Raw genomic sequence first — 16,183 nt, forward strand, 5'->3', positions numbered from 1 at the left:
GACGGCGCGACAGTCGAACTGGTACGTTTTTACGGGCCGACTCTCTCTGTCGGAGTATGAGCGCCCTCGACTTTATTCGCTGGCCGCTGGTGGCGAAATCCGTCGCCGCAGGTACCGGTCTCGGGAGCATCTACGGCGTCGCAACGGGTGATTTCGTCTTCGGTCTCGTACTGGGGGCCATGTCGGGCCTTGGCTTCGCCATCGGCCGGTCTTACACCTCGTAGCGACCGTCTCTGCTGACGTTTTCTTACCGCAGGACCGCGTCGTACACCTCGACCAGCCGGTCGACGGCGTGACCGACGCTGACCGTCTCGCGCCGGGCCAGGCAGTGGTCCCGAAGTGTCGCCCGCTCGTCGAGCACCCGCTCGATGGCGCGCTGGAACCCGTCCATGTCGCCCTCGTCGTAGCTGTAGCCGGTCTCGCCGTCGTCGATAGTGTCGCTGAGAGCGCCCGCGTCGACGCCGGCGACGGGCGTCCCACAGCAGTTGGCTTCCAGCGCGACCAGCCCCTGGGTCTCGACCGGGCTCGGGAAGGCAAAGACGTCGAGTGCCGCGTAGAAGGCCGGGAGCTCCTCACGGTCCAGAAAGCCCAGGAAGCGGACGTCGAGGTCGCTGGTCGCGGCCGCCGATTCGAGGTCCTCGCGGGCCGGCCCGTCGCCGCCGAAGACGACGGTCACGTCCAGCCCGGCACAGGCCGTGAGGATGTCTCCCAGACACTTCTCGTGGCCGTGTCGACCGGTGTAGCCCACCAGCGGGCCGTCGGGCAGGTCGTATCGCTCACGGAAGTCGTTGGCCTCGGGCGGGGCGAAAAAGTCCGTGTCGACACCGTTGGAGACGACCTCGACGGCCGTGTCGGCACCCAGCGTCCGGCGAACGTAGTCCGCGGTGCGCTCGGTCGGCGTGATGACGCGGTCGGCGCCGTCGAGATACCACCGCTCGTACTGCTCGGCGCTGGACTGGACGGCCGACTCGACGACGCCCGTCGTCGAGACGTATTCGGCGTACTCGCCGGTCGGGGTGTGATACGACGTCACGAGCGGCGCGTCTATCTTCCGGGCCAGACGCTTGCCGGCCATCCCCAGGCTGAAAGCGGTGTGGGCATGGACCACGTCGGCGTCGCGGACCTTGCTCGGTATCTGTGGCATCCCGAGCCGGTACCCCTCGTAGAACGGGAACGGGAGACTCCGGACTGGATACTCGCCAGCCACGGGGACGTGGTCGCTCTGCGGGTAGACCACGTCCATGCGGCCGCCGCGGGCCTGCCACTGGTCGCGCCACGTCTGGACCGTGTAGGTCACGCCGTTGACCGTCGGGAGGTAGGTGTCGGTGAACGCAGCGACCTGCGGCAGTGCCATGGCGACGGCGTAGACAGACCAGCGGCTAAACCCTTGCCATTGGCGGCTGGGGGACGAGCGGTGTATTTTTCACTGCTGACACGCAGCATGTGCCAATGGGCACAGACCGCTGGCTGCTGGCGTGGGCGCTTGGTTCGGTCGCACTCGGTGCGACCTCGCTGTTGATTCCGCTCTACTTCGTCACCATCGGCGGCAGCACGCTCCTGCTCGGAGTGCTGGCCGGGACCGCCGCCGCGGCCGGTGCGCCCGGTGCGCTGCTCTTTGGCCGGCTCGCCGACCGCGGCGGGTCGCGTCGGGTGCTCGTGCTGGTCGCACTCGGGCTGGCCGCCGCCGCTATCGCGGTCGTCTCGGCGACCGAGTCCGTCCCAGTCGTCATCGCCGGCAACGCCGTCCTGTGGTTCTCCGCGGGCGCGGCCGCGCCGGTGCTCACGCTGCTGGTCACGGTTGGCTCGCTCGAACGCGACTGGCCGAACCGCTTCGGGGCCCTCAACCGGTATCAGGGCTGGGGCTGGGCCGGCGGCCTCGTCCTCGGGCTCGCGTGGACGACACTGCTCTCGGGCCCGCTCGGCGTCGTCGCAGCCCAGCAGACGCTGCTGTGGGTCTGTGCGGGCATCACGGCTCTCGCCGCGGTGCTTTCCGCCAGGTGGCTCCCCGCCGAGCCGAGCGGTGCCAGCCAGCCGCGCCCGAGCCGCATCGCCCGCGCACTGGCCCGGTCGCGTCGACTCCCGGTGCGCAGCGCCACCCTCCCCATCGGGCCGGGACGGCTCTACTGGCTAACCCGGTCGCTCCACCCCCGCCAGCTCGCGGCCCGGCTCACGCCGTCGCTGTCGCTGTACTTCGTCGCCGTCCTCGCCGTGTTTACCGGCTTTGGCGTGTTCTGGGGGCCCCTGCCCTCGTATCTGGCCGGGACGCTCGGCTACAGCTCCGGCGTCGTCTTCGCCCTGTATCTGCTCTCCAGTCTGGGCTCGGCACTGTGTTACGGTCTCGCCGGGCGTCTCGCCGAGCGGTACGACGCCATCGGCCTCCAGACCACCGGCCTGCTCGGCCGAGCAGTGCTGCACCCGGCGGTCGCCGTCGTCGGGCTCGCGGTCCCCACCGGTGCCCTTGGGCTGCTTACCAACGGCGTCGTCTTCGTCGGCATCGGCGTCGCGTGGGCTGTCGTCGCTATCACCGCCGCAGCTATCGTCACCCGGCTCGCGCCCCCCGCGATACGTGGCGAGGCGCTCGGACTGTACACCGCGCTCTCGGGACTGGCGACGGGCTTGGGCTCGGTACTGGGCGGCTGGCTGGGCGGCTACAGCTTCACGCTCACGTTCGGCGTCGCCGGTGGGTTCGTCCTCGTCGGTACCGCACTCGTGGCGCTGCTCTGGCGGCGCGCCCCCGAAGACGCACCAACCGTCGCGACACCGAGTGAGAGCCTCTAGACCAGTCCCTCGTACACCTCGACCAGCCGGTCGCCGACGCGGTCGAGGCCGTGTTCGCGGGCCGTCGCCGTCGCGTTCTCGCCCAGGCGCTCACGCAGTTCGGGGTCTGCTTCGAGCCGTTCGAGCGCCTCGCGGAACTCCCCCTGGTCGCTGCAGATGAGACAGTCGTGGCCGTCCTCGTAGTACTCCCGGAAGACGGGGATATCCGAGAGGACGACGGCCTTCCCGCAGGCCATCGCCTCCAGGACGACGATACCCTGGTTCTCGACCTTCGAGGGGAAACAGAAGACGTCGCCCGCGCCGTAGGCCCCGCGGATGTCCTCGACCCAGCCGGTGAAGGTGACGTTCTCGGGCGGGTCGCTGGTCCACTTCCTGACCGCGTCGGAACCGTGTGGCCCGTCGTCGTAGGTGCCAAACCAGGCGAAATCGTAGTCCGTCTGCTCGGCCAGCTCGCAGAACGTCGTCAACCCCTTGCGCTCGAAGACGCTCCCGACGGCGAAGACGACCATCCCCTCCAGGTCGTAGCGGTCGCGGTACTCCTCGCGGTAGTTCTCGAACCCCTGCAACGGTTCGGTGTCGATACCGTTCGTCACGGACTCGATAGGGGCGTCGACGGGATAGTCCTCGAGGACACCCTTCGTGTACTCCGAGGGACACAGCACCTGGTCGGCCTGCGAGTAGAACCACTGCAGATACTCGCCAAGCGCCGGCGCGACCAGGTTCGAGCCGCGGAAGCTCCCCCGGAAGTCCTCGCGAGTGACGTGGGCGTGCAGGACGAGCGGGATATCGTTGCGCTTCGCGTGGCGGGCCACCGCGACCGACCCCGGACCGATCATGTTGCAGTGGGCGACGTCGTACGTCTCGAAGACCGGGTCGTCGAAGGCCAGCTTCCCGCCGACGGCCCACCCCGGATGGCCGTCCGTCCACGGGGACCGGACCACGTCGACACCGGCGTCGGCGAGCGCCTGGCGCTGGTGGTCGACCGAGGTGGCGATACCCGACCGGTCGAGCCGGTCTTCGAGTTCCAGATAGTTCAGGACGCGCACGACCGGTCGCTCACCGGCCGCGAGCAAAACGCTACCGCCTCGTCGGCGTTCGGAAGGTGTTTGGCCCCCGCGGCCGGACTCCCGACCGATGACAGACGAGGAGACCATCGCCCGCGAGCGCATCGAACGCCTGCAGTCGATGGCCCGCGAGGCCGTCCGCGAGAGGCGTGACGAGCGGGCCCGCGAGTACGTCCGGCGGGCACGCCGCATCGCCGAGCGGCACCGACTGCGCCTCCCGCGGGACTTTTCTCACTCTATCTGTCGCTCCTGCGATACGTTCCTCGTCCCCGGAAACAACGCCCGGGTGCGCACCCAGTCGGGCCACGTCGTCGTCACCTGTGACTGTGGGGAACAGGCACGCTATCCCTACGCATGACCCGTTGGTACGGGATTTAAATAACTCCATAGTCAGTGTCCGACTATGCCATCGAAATCTAGAAAACAGCGTATCCACGACCTCGACGCCACACTTCGAGTCGGCAAGAACGGAATCGAATCTGTCGCGGACGAACTCGGTAACCAGCTCGAGGACAGTCAGTTCGTGAAAGTGAAGTTCCTCCGTGCCGCTCGCGGCGGGACCACGACCGAGGAACTCGCCGACGACCTCGCCGACCACGTGTCCGCTGACGTCGTCCAGGTCCGCGGACACACGGCGGTGTTCGAGCGATAATGCAGGTCCCGGCGATTTCGGCGATACTCGACGATTTCCTGCCAGTTGGCGTCGCAGACACCATCGCGAGCCTCATCGTGTTCGTCGGGGCCTTCCTCGCCATTTACTTCGTCAGCAAGCTCGTGGTGACCCCGCTCCTCGACAGGTCGCTGGCGAGCCGCGAGCTCGATGCCCACGCGCGGAAACCGATACAGAAAGTCGCAAGCATCCTCATGTTGTTTGTCGCCGTCGCCGTCGCCTTCGGGATGGCTGGCTTCGAGGGGTTCCTGACATCGCTCGCGACCATCGGCGCCGCGGCCACGCTCGGTGTCGCCTTCGCGATGCAGGACGTGCTGAAGAACTTCGTCGCCGGCGTCTTCATCTTCACCGACAAACCGTTCCGCATCGGCGACTGGATAGAGTGGGACAGCAACTCGGGCGTCGTCGAAGACATCAGCCTCAGAGTCACCCGCGTTCGCACCTTCGACAACGAGCTCCTGACGGTACCGAACTCCAATCTGACCGACGACGTCATCAAAAACCCCGTCGCCAAGGACAAGCTCCGGCTGAAGTTCCTCTTTGGAATCAGCTACGACGACGACATCGACAAGGCGACCGACATCATCATGGAGGAGGCAGAGGCCCACGAGGGCATCCTCGCCGACCCCGAACCGTCGGTCCGCCTCACGGAACTGGGCGACTCCTCGGTCGGGCTGCAATCCCGCTTCTGGATTGACAACCCCAGCCGCGCCGACTGGGTCAAGACACGCGGCGAGTACGTCACGGCCGTCAAGCAGCGGTTCGACGAGGAGGACATCACCATCCCCTTCCCGAACCGCACTATCGGCGGCGGGCTGGAGATGGCCGGCCTCGACAGCGCGGTTACTGCGCAAGACTAGTTCGCTCGTTTATTCGAGGACGGATACGGTCCCCTCAAGCCTCCGTGTCGACCGGTTTCGCCGGCGACCCGTCGCTGCTATCGGCCATCCAGTAGCCGGTCGCCAGCCCGAAACCAGCCAGTCCGAGCCCGAGCATCGCAGCCCCGAAGGTGAAATCGCCCCCGACGGCGCTTCCGAGCATCATCCCGCCGAACGTGGCACCGCCGCCGAAGACGCCGGACGGGACCGACGGCACCGCGTCCCCCCAGACCAGTATCGGATAGCGGACACAGATTGCGGCCGTGAGGGCGTACGTGACGAAGATGCCAAGCAGTATGGTAACCGAGCGAGTCGTCAGTGCGACGAGAGCGGTGAGTGTGCCGGCAAACAGGACAGCGAGCACGTAGTGAACAGGGCGGCCCATGGGTGTCTCATCAATAGCGAGACACAAAGCCGTTCACACCGACACTACCGCAGTTCTCCGAGCAAGCCAGCTGACAGGCCAGGAGTGCGCTCTGTCGCACGACTCGGGGAAGGGCAGGATTGAAACAGGAGCATACCGCTCGCCGCTGGCGAGCGGTTTCCCCGGACGCGACTGCAAGGAGCGTCCGGCAGTTTTTCCCCAAGTTTTTGCGAGAGGGGTACCCGCAGCGAGCCGAAGGCTCGCGAGGATACCCCTCGACGTAAAAAGTGGTGGCGTATGAATGGAACGGACACCGGGATTGCCCGGCGTTCGGACGCGGGTAATCCCGTTTGCCTCCTCCACCCCGCGACCCCACGAGCGACGGGTGTTCGATGGTCCGCTGCTCACTTCCGTGCCTGGCGGGCTGCCATCGTTTAACCACGTGAGCGCATCCCTGCAGATGCGACCACGTGGACCGCCGTCCCCGTGGGACGAGGCTTCCACGTTGGCTCACGGGGTCCGCGTCCGTCTGACCGGACGCCCCCGGGTTCGGTCCCCGCTGATGACCATAGTGCGGGTACAGAGGGGGGCCAAACCCCCCGACCTAGTCCATCCTGAACTCCGCCACCGCACCATAAGGGCCTTTCGAAACTGGAAAACCGCACGCCGACGGGGGGCTGGCTCTCCGCGGGGCAGCCCCAAATCTCAGAGGAGGTCCAGCCCGACGGCAAACCAGACGGCGCCCAGTGGAATCGGGACGGCGGCGGTCACGACGGCCCAGCGGTGCTGTTCGATGAGCGTCGACTCGGTCAGCCCCAGCACCAGGCTGTTCGGGACAGTCGTCGCCCACAGGAGGGAGATACCGATAATAAAGACGCCCAGCACGAGCCCAGCGCCGGCAGCGAGACTGGGGTCTGTCCGGCCCTCGCGCCCGGCGGCGAGGACGATAATCGTAAGCAGTGCGAAGACGGCTGCGATAGCCGGTGAGAGCGCTCCGGCGCCGTAGTACGCGCCGACGGCGCTCGTCGTCTCGACGATGAGATACGGCACGACCAGAACCAGCAGGTAGGCGACACATCCGACGATACCGACCGTCGGGCCGGTCCGGAGCCCGTTCATACCCGCGCTGGGGCCGCGGGCGTCTTAACAGCGACGTTACGCTGGCGGCCTGAGGGCGACCGATGGCTGGCCTCGCCCGGCCTCTAGCGAAACCGGCAAATGGCCCCTGGACATACGCCGGGTATGGGCCTTGGTTCCACCACGAAGAAGCTCCAGAAGGTCGCCGACATGGCCGACGACCTCTACACGAAGCTGAACGAGCAACGAGAACAGCTTCAGGAGCTCCGGAGCACTGTCGAGGAGACCAGCGACCGCGTCGAGGATATCGACCGAGAACAGGCTGAACAGCGGGCGCTGCTCGAAGCTATCGCCGAGGAGCAGGGTCTCGATACGGACGCGATTCTCACCGAGGCAGTCATCGAGGACGCCGAGGCGACCGACGACTCCTCAACCGACGAGGCCGACACGACAGCAGAGAGCCAGTCCGCGCCCGAGACGACCGACTAGAGTGTCGCGGTCCGGGCGTCGGTGTCCGGCAGTGTCAGCGTCGCGGTCCCGTCGGCGTCGAGTTCGATAGTCCCGTCGAACAGCTGGTCGAGCGTGGAGAGGGTCTCAGCGTCGTGAGCAGTCGACTCGATGGTGTACAACCCCAGCCCGTCGACGTTCTCGACGCGGGAGGTGAACACGTGGAGGAACCGGAACACCGTCTGGAGGTTCGAGTACAGCAGCAGCGTCGTCAGTGAGTCGACCATGACGCGGTTGTGCTCGCGCTGTTGGTCAGTGTAAAACGACTGGATGAACTCCGAGAACTTGACGCCGATCTCGCTCAAGTCTCGCGGGGAGGATGCGTACGACGTCATGTCGATGTCGGTCGACCGGCCGATATGCTGGGAGACAGCGTCGACGATAGCGACCTCGGTCTCGCCGTCGACGAGGGGCCCGAACATATCGTGGACGCGGGCCGCACTGTCGCGCGTCGAGACGATAATCGTCCCCTCGTCGCGCCGGGCACCGACAGCGAGTGTCTCCATAGCCAGACTGCGCTTACCAGACAGTGGCGGTCCCGAAACCAGGAGATTCGTCCCCGGTGGAACCTGTGTGCCGCTGAACGGAGGACCAAGTTTGTACATAGACTGGGACGATAGGGCGGAAAGTACCACCAAGTGGCCCTGACATACATATAGATTTTTTGGCTTGCCTGGGTCGAAATTTACCATGTGACCAGATCACTGCCCCTGATTTATCCAGTGACAGCCGACCGCACAGTGTGTCGGACCCACATCGCCGATACGAATCGGTTGGTTTAAACCGAAACATCGGCCTATGTCTGAACACAGGGCGCTTAGCTCAGCCTGGACAGAGTGCTTGGCTTCGGACCAAACCGTCGGGGGTTCAAATCCCTCAGCGCCCGTAATTTCTGCGCGAACGACAGTGAGCGCTGAGGAGCGACTGCTGAGAGATTTGAACCCTGTCAGACGCGCAGCAGAGCGAGCAGTCTGGCTCCGGTTCAAATCCTGCAGCGCCCGTGAGTGCTGCATGAACGGTCGCCCGAGGGGCCGTTCCCACACAGTTATTTCCGTCGGGACACAGGAGCAGGTGTGACAGAGTGGCCACCGGCCGACCCCGCCGACGCTACGGCGGTCGCACAACACCGAGACGAACTGGTCGCAGCCGTCCGGGACCACGCGGGACAGATAGCCTACCAGCTGGCCCGCCTCCAGGGCGGGGACTACGGCTCCGCGACCATCGAGACAGACCGGGGCGAGTGGACCGTCAAGTACGAGGGTGGCGACCTGGAGTACCTGCGGTACGACCCGGGACGGGGCGACGAAGTGTACGTCATCTCGACCAAGCAACCGCCCGAGCCGGGGCCGTTGGCCGACGCGCTGGTCGACTACGACGCCTTCGTCGCGGGGTTCAACGACTTCGTCGCCACCCACGAGGGCGTCCTCGACGACGTCGCGACCGACTTTCCCGAGGTGGCGGCCACCGACGGCGTCGTCGCCGAGCGCGACCGCGTGCTCGACCGAATCCGGGACGTCTGTGACCGCATCGCTCGACAGCTCCAGCGCTACGAGGGCGGGGAGTACGGGACATTCACCGAGCGTGTCGACGGGACCCGCTGGGAGCTGAAGTGGGACGAGGACGGCGCGTCGTACCTCCGCGTCGGGGGTACCGGCGGGCTGTATCTGCTCTCGCAGTACGAGCCCCCGTCGGCGGCCGACATCCGCGAGTACGCGCCGCAGTTTTCGGCCTTCGTCAAAGCGTACAACGACCACGTCGCGGCGCTGGAGTCGGACCTGGAGACCGTCGAGCTGTAAATTGTCGTGTCGGTACATCTATACGCGGCGAGACCGGCAACCGAACGTGGATTCTAACGACGTCCGGGAGGCGTGGGCCGACCGGTCCGGCGAGTACTCGCCGACGTACTACGCCCACTACGGCCCGGACGAGACGAGCGAGTTGGTGCGGTCGAAGATTGCGACGTACTGCGGTGCGGAGGCCCGCGTACTGGAGGTCGGCTGTGGCGTCGGCCGACACCTCGCAGCGCTGGAAGACGCTGGCTTTGCGAACCTCGCGGGCGTCGACGTCAACGACGAGGCGCTGGCCGTGCTGGAAGAGACGTATCCGGACCTCGCGGCGGTGGGCGAGTTCCACGCGGCGACCATCGAGTCGTATCTCGACGGCGTCGAGAGGGACGCCTTCGACGCCGTCTTCTCCGTCGAGACACTGCAGCATATCCATCCCGACGAGACCTGGGTGTTCGAGGAACTGGCTCGAATCACCGGTGACCTCCTAATTACTGTCGAAAACGAGAGCGGCGAGTACGGCACCGCCAACCATGTCGACGACGAACTGCCGCTGTACTACCGGGACTGGCAATCGATATTTACCGGCCTCGGATTCGAGGAGGCGGAGGTAGTCGAGCGCAAGCGCGATACGGTGCGGGTGTTCCGTCAGTCTGAACAGTCTTGACACGAACGGCTGTCGAGGAGTTTCGTGTATCAGACCACAACTACGGTGTGAATCCAGTAGCGGGGACAGAGTTTGCAAGCAGCGACTGAGTCCGTGGGTACTGGCTACCGACGAGACGGTCAGTAGACCTCCTCACCACTGGCCCAGGACTCGATGACTTGCTCCAGCACGTCCTTGCTTATCTCGCCGTCTTTCCAGTCGAGGACGGCGATGTCGAGCCCCCGTGAGTCGATAACCCCGTTCGGATCGGCATACGACATCGTTTCCGTAATGAAGGTCGTGTTCGACGAAGTGTTCGTGGACGTGAGCGTCACGTTCTCGCCGACACCAGCCGCGTCGGTCGAATACGTGAAGTTGAGACGCCGAACCGCGTCGGGCTCGAGCGTGACGGTTCTGGTCGCGAGGGTGCCGTTCTCGTCGCTGAGTGTCAGTTCCTGAGTCGCTGTCTCATCACCACGATTGACTGCCCCCGCCGCTATCGTCATGTTGGTGCCGTTTTCGGGAATCACCGTCTCATCGGACAGGCCCACCACGATGCGCGCCGGTCCGAGTATGTCGACTCGCGTGGCGTTTTGGTCGGTTCGACTGCCGACGACCGCGTAGCGCGTACCGTTGTCGGCCACCGTCGTCGGGACCGAGAACTCGACGCTCGTCGACTCCCCACTGGCCAGCGTGAGTTCCGCCGAATCCGTTTCGACACCGTAGAGCGAGAACGTCACGTTCTGTGTCCCAGCGACGTCACCGGTGTTGTTGACGAGGGCAGTGGCCTCGAGTGACTCACCACCCTCGACAGAGGCGTTCGTCTCGGTGAGTTCGACCTCGAAACGTTCCTCGACCACTACCGCGGCACCCATACGCCTGAGGCCCAGCTGCGAGAGCGCGAGAAAGTTGGGTGGCTGTGACTACGCCTCTCTGACTTCCATCGTCATAGTGACGCGGCCTTCTTGACCAGAGTCTCCTGCGTCCCCGTAGTCGGAGTTGTCCACTACTAATCGATAGTTTCCGGAGTTCAGAGTTACCGTCCGAGACGCGCTTTGCTCGATACCTTCAGCGGTCCCGCCGGAGATAGACTCCGGCTGCTTGCTATCCCCTTCTATCATGTCTACGTATATCTCGAATTCTGACTGACTGAATAGGAAAACGTCGAAATCGGCCCAGGAGTCTAATTCGTTTTGAACCGACCACTCAAACGTCACTTCATTGTCGGGTTTGATAGAGTATTGATAGTAGCCGCTACGAGGCACGTCCCAAGTCTCTGTTAAGCTTTCTAGTATATCGTCATCAGATGAGTTTCCATTGTCTGAATCGTCAGCACCACTATCATCGCTATCATCAGACGTGCCGCCTGAGCACCCCGCTAAGCCTACGAGAGTGCCGCCAGTCAGAGCTAGTACACCGCGGCGTGTTCTTATTTTACGCCTCATAAAGACTAACTAGGTGTATTACATATCAGGTTAAAAATTTGTCCCCCGTTTCGCTACGGTGAACACTGTGCTGGCGTCGGGTATCGGTCCCGAGCCGTCGGGATGCACGGCCTCCAGGGCATTCGGGCCACGTCGTGTCGGTCGGCCGACGCTGACGTGAATCGGCGTCGGCCCTGACGACCCGACCCCGGGCACCCACAACTATCAGCCCAGCGACCGAACAGACGCGCACAGATGTACGACCACATTCTCGTGCCGACCGACGGGAGCGACCACGCCGACCGCGCGGCCGGCCACGCGGCGCTGCTGGCCGACGCGTTCGACGCGACGGTCCATCTGCTCACGGTCGTCGACATCGAGACGGCCGCGGGGCCGTTCTCGGCGGGCGGTGTCGACGACGACTACGTCGAGCAACGGACAGCCAGCGAGCGCGACGCACTGGCAGAGCGTGCGGCCAGAGTCGACGGCGACGTCGAGACGGCGGTGACGACGGGGCAGCCCTCGGAGGGGATACTCGAGTACGTCCGCGAGCACGAGGTCGACCTCGTGGTGATGGGGACCCACGGGCGCAGCGGGTTGCGGCGGTACCTCACCGGCAGTGTGGCCGAACGGGTGTTGCGACTGTCACCGGTGCCCGTGCTGACGGTGCGAGCCACCGAGGCAAGCGAGGTAGGCGACGGCTACGGTGACATCCTCGTACCGACAGACGGGAGCGGGCGGGCGACTGCCGCGGTGGCCCACGCGGTGGCGGTCGCGGACGCGTTCGGAGGCACTGTCCACGCCGTCAGTGTCGTCAACGTCGGGGACATCGCGACGGGCGCCGAGGTCAGCGTCCCGGCCGGGTTGCTCGAAGAGCTCGAGGCCGCGGCGACAGACGCGACCGAGGCCATCGCGACCGAGGCGGCGGCGGCCGGCGTGGAGGCCGTGACCGAAGTACGGACTGGACGGCCCAAGCACGACTTGCTGGAGTACGTCGCGGACCACGACGTCGACCTCGTGGTGATGGGCACCCACGGTCGAACGGGACTGGACAGAGTCTTGCTCGGGAGCACCGCGGAAGCGCTCGTCAGGCGCGCCGAGGTGCCGGTACTGACGGTGAGCCAGAACGGCAGTTAATCCCGAGCCCGCTCAAAACGACCCCTCGGCGCCGAGCAAGTCGTCGATGTCACGCCGGAGTCGCGTCTCCAGTGACGGCGTAATCCCGCCGACGCCGGGGCCCAGTTCCACCATGTCCTCGTCCTGTTCGTACCGGACGAGGTCGGCACTCGCGAGCTTCGGGAGGTGGTCGTGATACAGGGACATATACGTCTTGAGCCGCGTTTTCAGACACACATCCGGGCTGTCAGGTCGTTCCCAGACGGTCACCTGATGGGCGATATCCGGGAGCTTGAGCGGGTTCGCGTACAGGTGCAGACAGTAGAGCAGGTAGCGACGACGCCGGTTGGAAAGCAGTGTCTCGGCGTCGGGTACGTCCGATTGGTCGGCGAATCCACCCATCGTCAGTTCCCCCCGGTTACAGTGGCGGTCGGCCCGGTCCTGGCAACGCTATCGAAATGCGGTGTCTCCGTCACGGTACGACCAATGTCGTCCCACAGATGTTTTGTTATAGCACTCGAATTCGCGGTCCGCGTCAGGTAACGCGGTGTTTGATTCGGTAGGCACCGCTTACGCGACCCGAAGCGACAGGGCGGCCCGATCCGAGACCGCCCAATCTGGGGCACGGAGAACGGGTTTATTATGTCGGGAAACTAACTTCTTTTCGGGACCGGACAGCCGCCGGCGGTCTCTCACGGCGGGTGTCGACCACCCAATAAAAGTATGAGCCCTGATCCGGAACTCTCTGTTAGCAAACCACGGCGGCTCTGGGAGCTACTGGGCGACAGCGGGACGCTCACTATCGTCTGCCACGATAACCCCGACCCGGACTGTCTGGCCAGCGCCGTCGGTCTGGGCACCATCGCCGCCGCCGCGGGCATCGACGAGCGTCACATCCTCTACAGCGGAGAGATATCACACCAGCAAAACCGGGCGCTGGTGAACTTGCTCGACATAGAGCTGGAGCCGTTCCGCCCCGAGGTGGTCCGAAACCGTCCGCCCGAAGACCTGCTGGCCTTCGTCGACCACTCGATTCCCGGCGAGAACAATCGCGTCCCGCCCGAGACCAGTGTCGACATCGTCATCGACCACCATCCCGTGGACGAAATCTCGGCCCAGTTCGTCGACAACCGCGAGGCCGTGGGGGCGACTGCGACTATCATGACCGAGTACATCCGGGCGCTCCCGATAGAGCCGACGCCACGGGTCGCCACTGCCCTCCTCTTTGCCATCCGCCGGGAAACGCTCGACTTCCTTCGGGGCGTCACTCGCAACGAGTACGAGGCCGCCGCCTACCTCCACGAGTACAGCGAGACGAAGATGGTCCGACAGCTCTCGACGCCCGCCGTCAGCAGCGCGACCGTCGACACCATCGCCCACGCTATCGAGAACCGACAGGTCACTGGGTCGGTGCTCATCTCGCAGGTCGGCCGGACGAGCGAGCGCGACGCACTTCCCCAGGCCGCAGATTACCTGATGACCCTGGAAGGCGTCGAGACGACCATCGTCTTCGGGCTGGTCGAGAACACGATTCAGATAAGTGCCCGGTCGACCGACTCGCGGGTGCATATCGGGTCGGTGCTCGACAGTGCGTTCGACGACGTCGGCAGCGCGGGGGGCCACCGCGAGATGGCCGGCGGCACTATCGAACTGGGTATCTTCTCCGGGTACACCACCGACGACGCCCAGCTCATGGGTATTGTCGACCAGGTCATCACCGCGCGGCTGCTGAACGCGTTGAACATCGAGGACGCGGACGGCGGGTAACTATACGAAGCGGAACGTTTCGAGGTTCTTCGGGTTGAACGTCCGCATGTTGAACTTCTGGTACAGCGCCGAGGAGAGCTGGTTCGTGGAGCTCTCGTCGCCGTGGACACAGAGGACCTTCTCCGGGCGGGGATGCATCGTCTCGACGAACGTCTCCAGACCCTGCCGGTCAGCGTGGCCGGAGAAGCCGTCGACGGTCTCGATGTCCATCTTCAGGCTCACACGCTCGGCCCGGGGGCCACTCTTGTCGGACATCGTAATCTCGTCCTGGCCGCGCTGAATCTGGCGACCCAGCGTCCCCTCGGCCTGGTAGCCGACAAAGACCATCGTGTTGTCCGGGTCCCCACCCAGCAGGCGGAGCCAGGACATGACGGGCCCGCCGGTGACCATCCCCGAGGTAGTAAGTATGATGGCCGGTTCCTCGTCGACGATGTCCTGGCGCATCTCTTCGCCGCCGTCGACCTGCTGGAACTGCTCGGCGAGGAAGGGGTTGTCGTCGTCGTAGAGGATGCGGTTTCGCAGACTCTCGCGGAGATACTCGGGATAGGCTGTGTGGATGGCCGTCGCCTCCCGTATCATCCCGTCCAGATACACCGGCATCGTCGGGATATCGCCCGAGGACATCGCCTCCTCCAGGACGAGCATGAGCTCCTGGGAGCGACCGACCGCGAAGGCGGGAATCAGAATCTTCCCCTCTTTCTCGTAGGCCTCGTTGATGACGCGCTTGAGGACGCGCTCGGAGTCCTCCTGGTCGGTCTGGTAGTCGTTCTTGCCGCCGTAGGTGGACTCGAGGATGAGCGACTCCACACGGGGGAAGTCGTTGACCGCGCCGTCCAGTAGTCTGGTATCCTTGTAGTGGATGTCCCCGGAGAAGGCGACGTTGTATCGGCCCTCGCCGATGTGGAAGTGACACACCGCCGAGCCCAGGATGTGGCCGGCGTTGTGCATCGTGAGCTTGATATCGGGCGCGATGTCGGTGACGTTGCCAAACTCCAGCGGGATGGTGTGTTTCAGGGCGTCTCGGACCTGCTGGCTCTCGTATGGCGGAGCGCGACCCTCTTTCGCAGCGACGTCCAGATAGTCCAGCTGGAGCAGCCCCATCAGGTCACGGGTCGGTGCGGTGGTGTAGATGGGCCCGTCGTAGCCGTATTTGAACAGAATCGGGATGAGCGCGGAGTGGTCCAGGTGAGCGTGAGTCAGGACGACGGCGTCGATGGAGTTCGGTCCTGCTGCGAGGGCTTCCGGGACCTGGAGGTAGGGGACTTCGCCCTCGGCGCCCGGCTTGTCGCCGCAGTCGATGAGGATGCGCGACTCGGGCGTCGAGAGAATAAAGGACGCCCGGCCGACCTCGCGACAGCAGCCAAGCGTCGTCAGACGGACCCAGTCGTCGTCGGCCGTTTTCGGCCGGTTTATTTGGCGTCCGACCCGTTCCAGGATCTCCCGACGCTCGTTGCGCTCCTGTTTCAGGAAGTTCCGGACGTTCGAGACGGTGTTTGACTCCATCGGCGGCGTCCGGACGACTTCGGGCGTCCAGCCGACGCTCGCGGATATCTGGTCCAGTGTCTCGCCGTGGCGACCGATGACCCGCCCCGGCTTCTCGGCCTCGATGAACACCTCGCCGGTGTCCCCGTCGAAGTCCAGATTCTGGACCCCGGCGTCCTCGGGGATGGTGTCTTCGATGATGGCCTCTGCCTCCGCTTTGGGGACGAGTGCGTCCTGGGTCGGGCGGACGTTGATTCGTTTCCGGAGCGTCTGTGCCAGGTTCCGAACGATACCGTCACGCGTGGCCACCTCCTTGGCCTCTGGCGTGTAGATAACCAGTTCCGGCCCCTCGAAGGAGACAGATGCGATTGTGATATCGTCTGGCGTTTCGTCCTCGACCTGTGCTTTGATCTTCTCTAAGGTCTCGTCTGCAGTACTCATGAATGGGGGAAAGCGACGATTGGAGAGTCGGCCGTCCGAAAACGAACGGCTATCGAATGTCGTTGTCATACCGAAAGACAACCACAGATAAGAAACTTCCCCTCCCGGGAAATCGGGCCGTGACTCGCTACCATGGGCCGAGAGCCGGCCCTACCGACCAATTTTAGTAGCTGTCGCCGATGGCA

Annotated in this window: 19 protein-coding genes, 1 tRNA gene and 1 other RNA gene; 11 read left to right on the forward strand and 10 right to left on the reverse strand. The window is 64.8% G+C overall.

Annotated elements, in window-relative coordinates; all coding sequences use genetic code 11:
- The first annotated feature begins 56 nt into the window (after positions 1–56).
- Positions 57–224 carry a hypothetical protein gene (locus EGD98_RS08840; RefSeq protein ID WP_220587967.1) on the forward strand — a complete coding sequence of 56 codons (168 nt, stop codon included), beginning with the start codon at positions 57–59 and terminating at the stop codon, positions 222–224.
- 23 nt (positions 225–247) lie between these two features.
- Here the strand turns inward: EGD98_RS08840 and EGD98_RS08845 are convergent, their stop codons facing one another.
- Positions 248–1,354 carry a glycosyltransferase gene (locus tag EGD98_RS08845; protein ID WP_220587968.1) on the reverse strand — a complete coding sequence of 369 codons (1,107 nt, stop codon included), beginning with the start codon at positions 1,352–1,354 and terminating at the stop codon, positions 248–250.
- 95 nt (positions 1,355–1,449) lie between these two features.
- On the opposite strand from EGD98_RS08845, the gene EGD98_RS08850 reads away from it, so the two are divergent.
- Positions 1,450–2,778 carry an MFS transporter gene (locus EGD98_RS08850; protein WP_220587969.1) on the forward strand — a complete coding sequence of 443 codons (1,329 nt, stop codon included), beginning with the start codon at positions 1,450–1,452 and terminating at the stop codon, positions 2,776–2,778.
- Here EGD98_RS08850 and EGD98_RS08855 read toward each other — a convergent pair.
- Positions 2,775–3,824 carry a glycosyltransferase family 4 protein gene (locus EGD98_RS08855; RefSeq protein WP_220587970.1) on the reverse strand — a complete coding sequence of 350 codons (1,050 nt, stop codon included), beginning with the start codon at positions 3,822–3,824 and terminating at the stop codon, positions 2,775–2,777. The genes EGD98_RS08850 and EGD98_RS08855 overlap by 4 nt on opposite strands.
- A gap of 88 nt (positions 3,825–3,912) precedes the next feature.
- Here EGD98_RS08855 and EGD98_RS08860 point away from each other — a divergent pair, with 88 nt between their 5' ends.
- Genes EGD98_RS08860 through EGD98_RS08870 form a run of 3 tightly spaced genes read left to right on the forward strand, consistent with a single transcriptional unit; the run spans position 3,913 to position 5,372 of the window.
- A complete protein-coding gene (locus EGD98_RS08860; protein WP_220587971.1) occupies positions 3,913–4,200 on the forward strand; it encodes a ribonuclease P protein component 4 in 288 nt (95 codons plus the stop codon).
- Between the two features lie 45 nt (positions 4,201–4,245).
- On the forward strand, positions 4,246–4,494 hold the full coding sequence (locus tag EGD98_RS08865; protein WP_220587972.1) for a YhbY family RNA-binding protein: 249 nt from the start codon (positions 4,246–4,248) through the stop codon (positions 4,492–4,494).
- A complete protein-coding gene (locus EGD98_RS08870; RefSeq protein WP_220587973.1) occupies positions 4,494–5,372 on the forward strand; it encodes a mechanosensitive ion channel family protein in 879 nt (292 codons plus the stop codon). The genes EGD98_RS08865 and EGD98_RS08870 overlap by 1 nt, the downstream gene beginning before the upstream one ends.
- A 34-nt stretch (positions 5,373–5,406) precedes the next feature.
- Here the strand turns inward: EGD98_RS08870 and EGD98_RS08875 are convergent, their stop codons facing one another.
- The 3 genes from EGD98_RS08875 to EGD98_RS08885 form a co-directional block, all read right to left on the reverse strand.
- Positions 5,407–5,775: a hypothetical protein gene (locus EGD98_RS08875; RefSeq protein WP_220587974.1), complete on the reverse strand. Its 369-nt coding sequence runs from the start codon at positions 5,773–5,775 to the stop codon at positions 5,407–5,409.
- A gap of 283 nt (positions 5,776–6,058) precedes the next feature.
- Positions 6,059–6,369, reverse strand: an RNA gene (gene ffs / locus EGD98_RS08880) — signal recognition particle sRNA.
- Positions 6,370–6,459: 90 nt separating this feature from the next.
- A complete protein-coding gene (locus EGD98_RS08885) occupies positions 6,460–6,873 on the reverse strand; it encodes a DUF7548 family protein (RefSeq protein WP_220587975.1) in 414 nt (137 codons plus the stop codon).
- Between the two features lie 123 nt (positions 6,874–6,996).
- On the opposite strand from EGD98_RS08885, the gene EGD98_RS08890 reads away from it, so the two are divergent.
- Positions 6,997–7,320 (forward strand): DUF5798 family protein, encoded by a 324-nt coding sequence (locus tag EGD98_RS08890; protein WP_220587976.1) that lies wholly within the window; start codon positions 6,997–6,999, stop codon positions 7,318–7,320.
- On the opposite strand, the gene EGD98_RS08895 is transcribed toward EGD98_RS08890, so the two are convergent.
- Positions 7,317–7,943 (reverse strand): RAD55 family ATPase, encoded by a 627-nt coding sequence (locus EGD98_RS08895; protein WP_220587977.1) that lies wholly within the window; start codon positions 7,941–7,943, stop codon positions 7,317–7,319. The two genes, EGD98_RS08890 and EGD98_RS08895, sit on opposite strands and share 4 nt — an antisense overlap.
- Before the next feature lie 206 nt (positions 7,944–8,149).
- Here EGD98_RS08895 and EGD98_RS08900 point away from each other — a divergent pair.
- The 3 genes from EGD98_RS08900 (at position 8,150) to EGD98_RS08910 (ending at position 9,789) form a co-directional block, all read left to right on the forward strand.
- Positions 8,150–8,224: transfer RNA gene (locus EGD98_RS08900), tRNA-Arg, on the forward strand.
- 187 nt (positions 8,225–8,411) lie between these two features.
- Positions 8,412–9,134 carry a profilin-fold protein gene (locus EGD98_RS08905; RefSeq protein ID WP_220587978.1) on the forward strand — a complete coding sequence of 241 codons (723 nt, stop codon included), beginning with the start codon at positions 8,412–8,414 and terminating at the stop codon, positions 9,132–9,134.
- Positions 9,135–9,180: 46 nt separating this feature from the next.
- Positions 9,181–9,789: a class I SAM-dependent methyltransferase gene (locus tag EGD98_RS08910; protein WP_220587979.1), complete on the forward strand. Its 609-nt coding sequence runs from the start codon at positions 9,181–9,183 to the stop codon at positions 9,787–9,789.
- Between the two features lie 119 nt (positions 9,790–9,908).
- On the opposite strand, the gene EGD98_RS08915 is transcribed toward EGD98_RS08910, so the two are convergent.
- Complete coding sequence (locus EGD98_RS08915) at positions 9,909–10,643, reverse strand: hypothetical protein (RefSeq protein WP_220587980.1); 735 nt, start codon at positions 10,641–10,643, stop codon at positions 9,909–9,911.
- Between the two features lie 48 nt (positions 10,644–10,691).
- Complete coding sequence (locus EGD98_RS08920) at positions 10,692–11,213, reverse strand: hypothetical protein (protein ID WP_220587981.1); 522 nt, start codon at positions 11,211–11,213, stop codon at positions 10,692–10,694.
- 234 nt (positions 11,214–11,447) lie between these two features.
- Here EGD98_RS08920 and EGD98_RS08925 point away from each other — a divergent pair, with 234 nt between their 5' ends.
- Positions 11,448–12,329 carry a universal stress protein gene (locus EGD98_RS08925; RefSeq protein ID WP_220587982.1) on the forward strand — a complete coding sequence of 294 codons (882 nt, stop codon included), beginning with the start codon at positions 11,448–11,450 and terminating at the stop codon, positions 12,327–12,329.
- Between the two features lie 12 nt (positions 12,330–12,341).
- Here the strand turns inward: EGD98_RS08925 and EGD98_RS08930 are convergent, their stop codons facing one another.
- A complete protein-coding gene (locus EGD98_RS08930) occupies positions 12,342–12,710 on the reverse strand; it encodes a DUF7344 domain-containing protein (protein WP_220587983.1) in 369 nt (122 codons plus the stop codon).
- A 321-nt stretch (positions 12,711–13,031) separates the two neighbouring features.
- Here EGD98_RS08930 and EGD98_RS08935 point away from each other — a divergent pair, with 321 nt between their 5' ends.
- The gene (locus EGD98_RS08935) at positions 13,032–14,075 is read left to right on the forward strand and encodes a DHH family phosphoesterase (RefSeq protein WP_220587984.1); all 1,044 of its coding nucleotides are present in this window, start codon (positions 13,032–13,034) and stop codon (positions 14,073–14,075) included.
- Here the strand turns inward: EGD98_RS08935 and EGD98_RS08940 are convergent, their stop codons facing one another.
- Positions 14,076–15,998, reverse strand: a complete 1,923-nt coding sequence (locus EGD98_RS08940; RefSeq protein ID WP_220587985.1) for a beta-CASP ribonuclease aCPSF1 — start codon at positions 15,996–15,998, stop codon at positions 14,076–14,078.
- Between the last annotated feature and the right edge of the window lie 185 nt (positions 15,999–16,183).

The sequence above is a fragment of the Haloarcula salinisoli genome (assembly GCF_019599405.1).
Taxonomy (GTDB): domain Archaea; phylum Halobacteriota; class Halobacteria; order Halobacteriales; family Haloarculaceae; genus Haloarcula; species Haloarcula salinisoli.

Coding starts and splice junctions, on each gene's coding strand:
- EGD98_RS08845 (WP_220587968.1), bottom strand. CDS start 1,354: ATGGCACTGCCGCAGGTCGCTGCGTTCACCGACACCTACCTCCCGACG.
- EGD98_RS08840 (WP_220587967.1), top strand. CDS start 57: ATGAGCGCCCTCGACTTTATTCGCTGGCCGCTGGTGGCGAAATCCGTC.
- EGD98_RS08850 (WP_220587969.1), top strand. CDS start 1,450: ATGGGCACAGACCGCTGGCTGCTGGCGTGGGCGCTTGGTTCGGTCGCA.
- EGD98_RS08865 (WP_220587972.1), top strand. CDS start 4,246: ATGCCATCGAAATCTAGAAAACAGCGTATCCACGACCTCGACGCCACA.
- EGD98_RS08935 (WP_220587984.1), top strand. CDS start 13,032: ATGAGCCCTGATCCGGAACTCTCTGTTAGCAAACCACGGCGGCTCTGG.
- EGD98_RS08860 (WP_220587971.1), top strand. CDS start 3,913: ATGACAGACGAGGAGACCATCGCCCGCGAGCGCATCGAACGCCTGCAG.
- EGD98_RS08925 (WP_220587982.1), top strand. CDS start 11,448: ATGTACGACCACATTCTCGTGCCGACCGACGGGAGCGACCACGCCGAC.
- EGD98_RS08920 (WP_220587981.1), bottom strand. CDS start 11,213: ATGAGGCGTAAAATAAGAACACGCCGCGGTGTACTAGCTCTGACTGGC.
- EGD98_RS08915 (WP_220587980.1), bottom strand. CDS start 10,643: ATGGGTGCCGCGGTAGTGGTCGAGGAACGTTTCGAGGTCGAACTCACC.
- EGD98_RS08875 (WP_220587974.1), bottom strand. CDS start 5,775: ATGGGCCGCCCTGTTCACTACGTGCTCGCTGTCCTGTTTGCCGGCACA.
- EGD98_RS08870 (WP_220587973.1), top strand. CDS start 4,494: ATGCAGGTCCCGGCGATTTCGGCGATACTCGACGATTTCCTGCCAGTT.
- EGD98_RS08940 (WP_220587985.1), bottom strand. CDS start 15,998: ATGAGTACTGCAGACGAGACCTTAGAGAAGATCAAAGCACAGGTCGAG.
- EGD98_RS08930 (WP_220587983.1), bottom strand. CDS start 12,710: ATGGGTGGATTCGCCGACCAATCGGACGTACCCGACGCCGAGACACTG.
- EGD98_RS08890 (WP_220587976.1), top strand. CDS start 6,997: ATGGGCCTTGGTTCCACCACGAAGAAGCTCCAGAAGGTCGCCGACATG.
- EGD98_RS08895 (WP_220587977.1), bottom strand. CDS start 7,943: ATGTACAAACTTGGTCCTCCGTTCAGCGGCACACAGGTTCCACCGGGG.
- EGD98_RS08885 (WP_220587975.1), bottom strand. CDS start 6,873: ATGAACGGGCTCCGGACCGGCCCGACGGTCGGTATCGTCGGATGTGTC.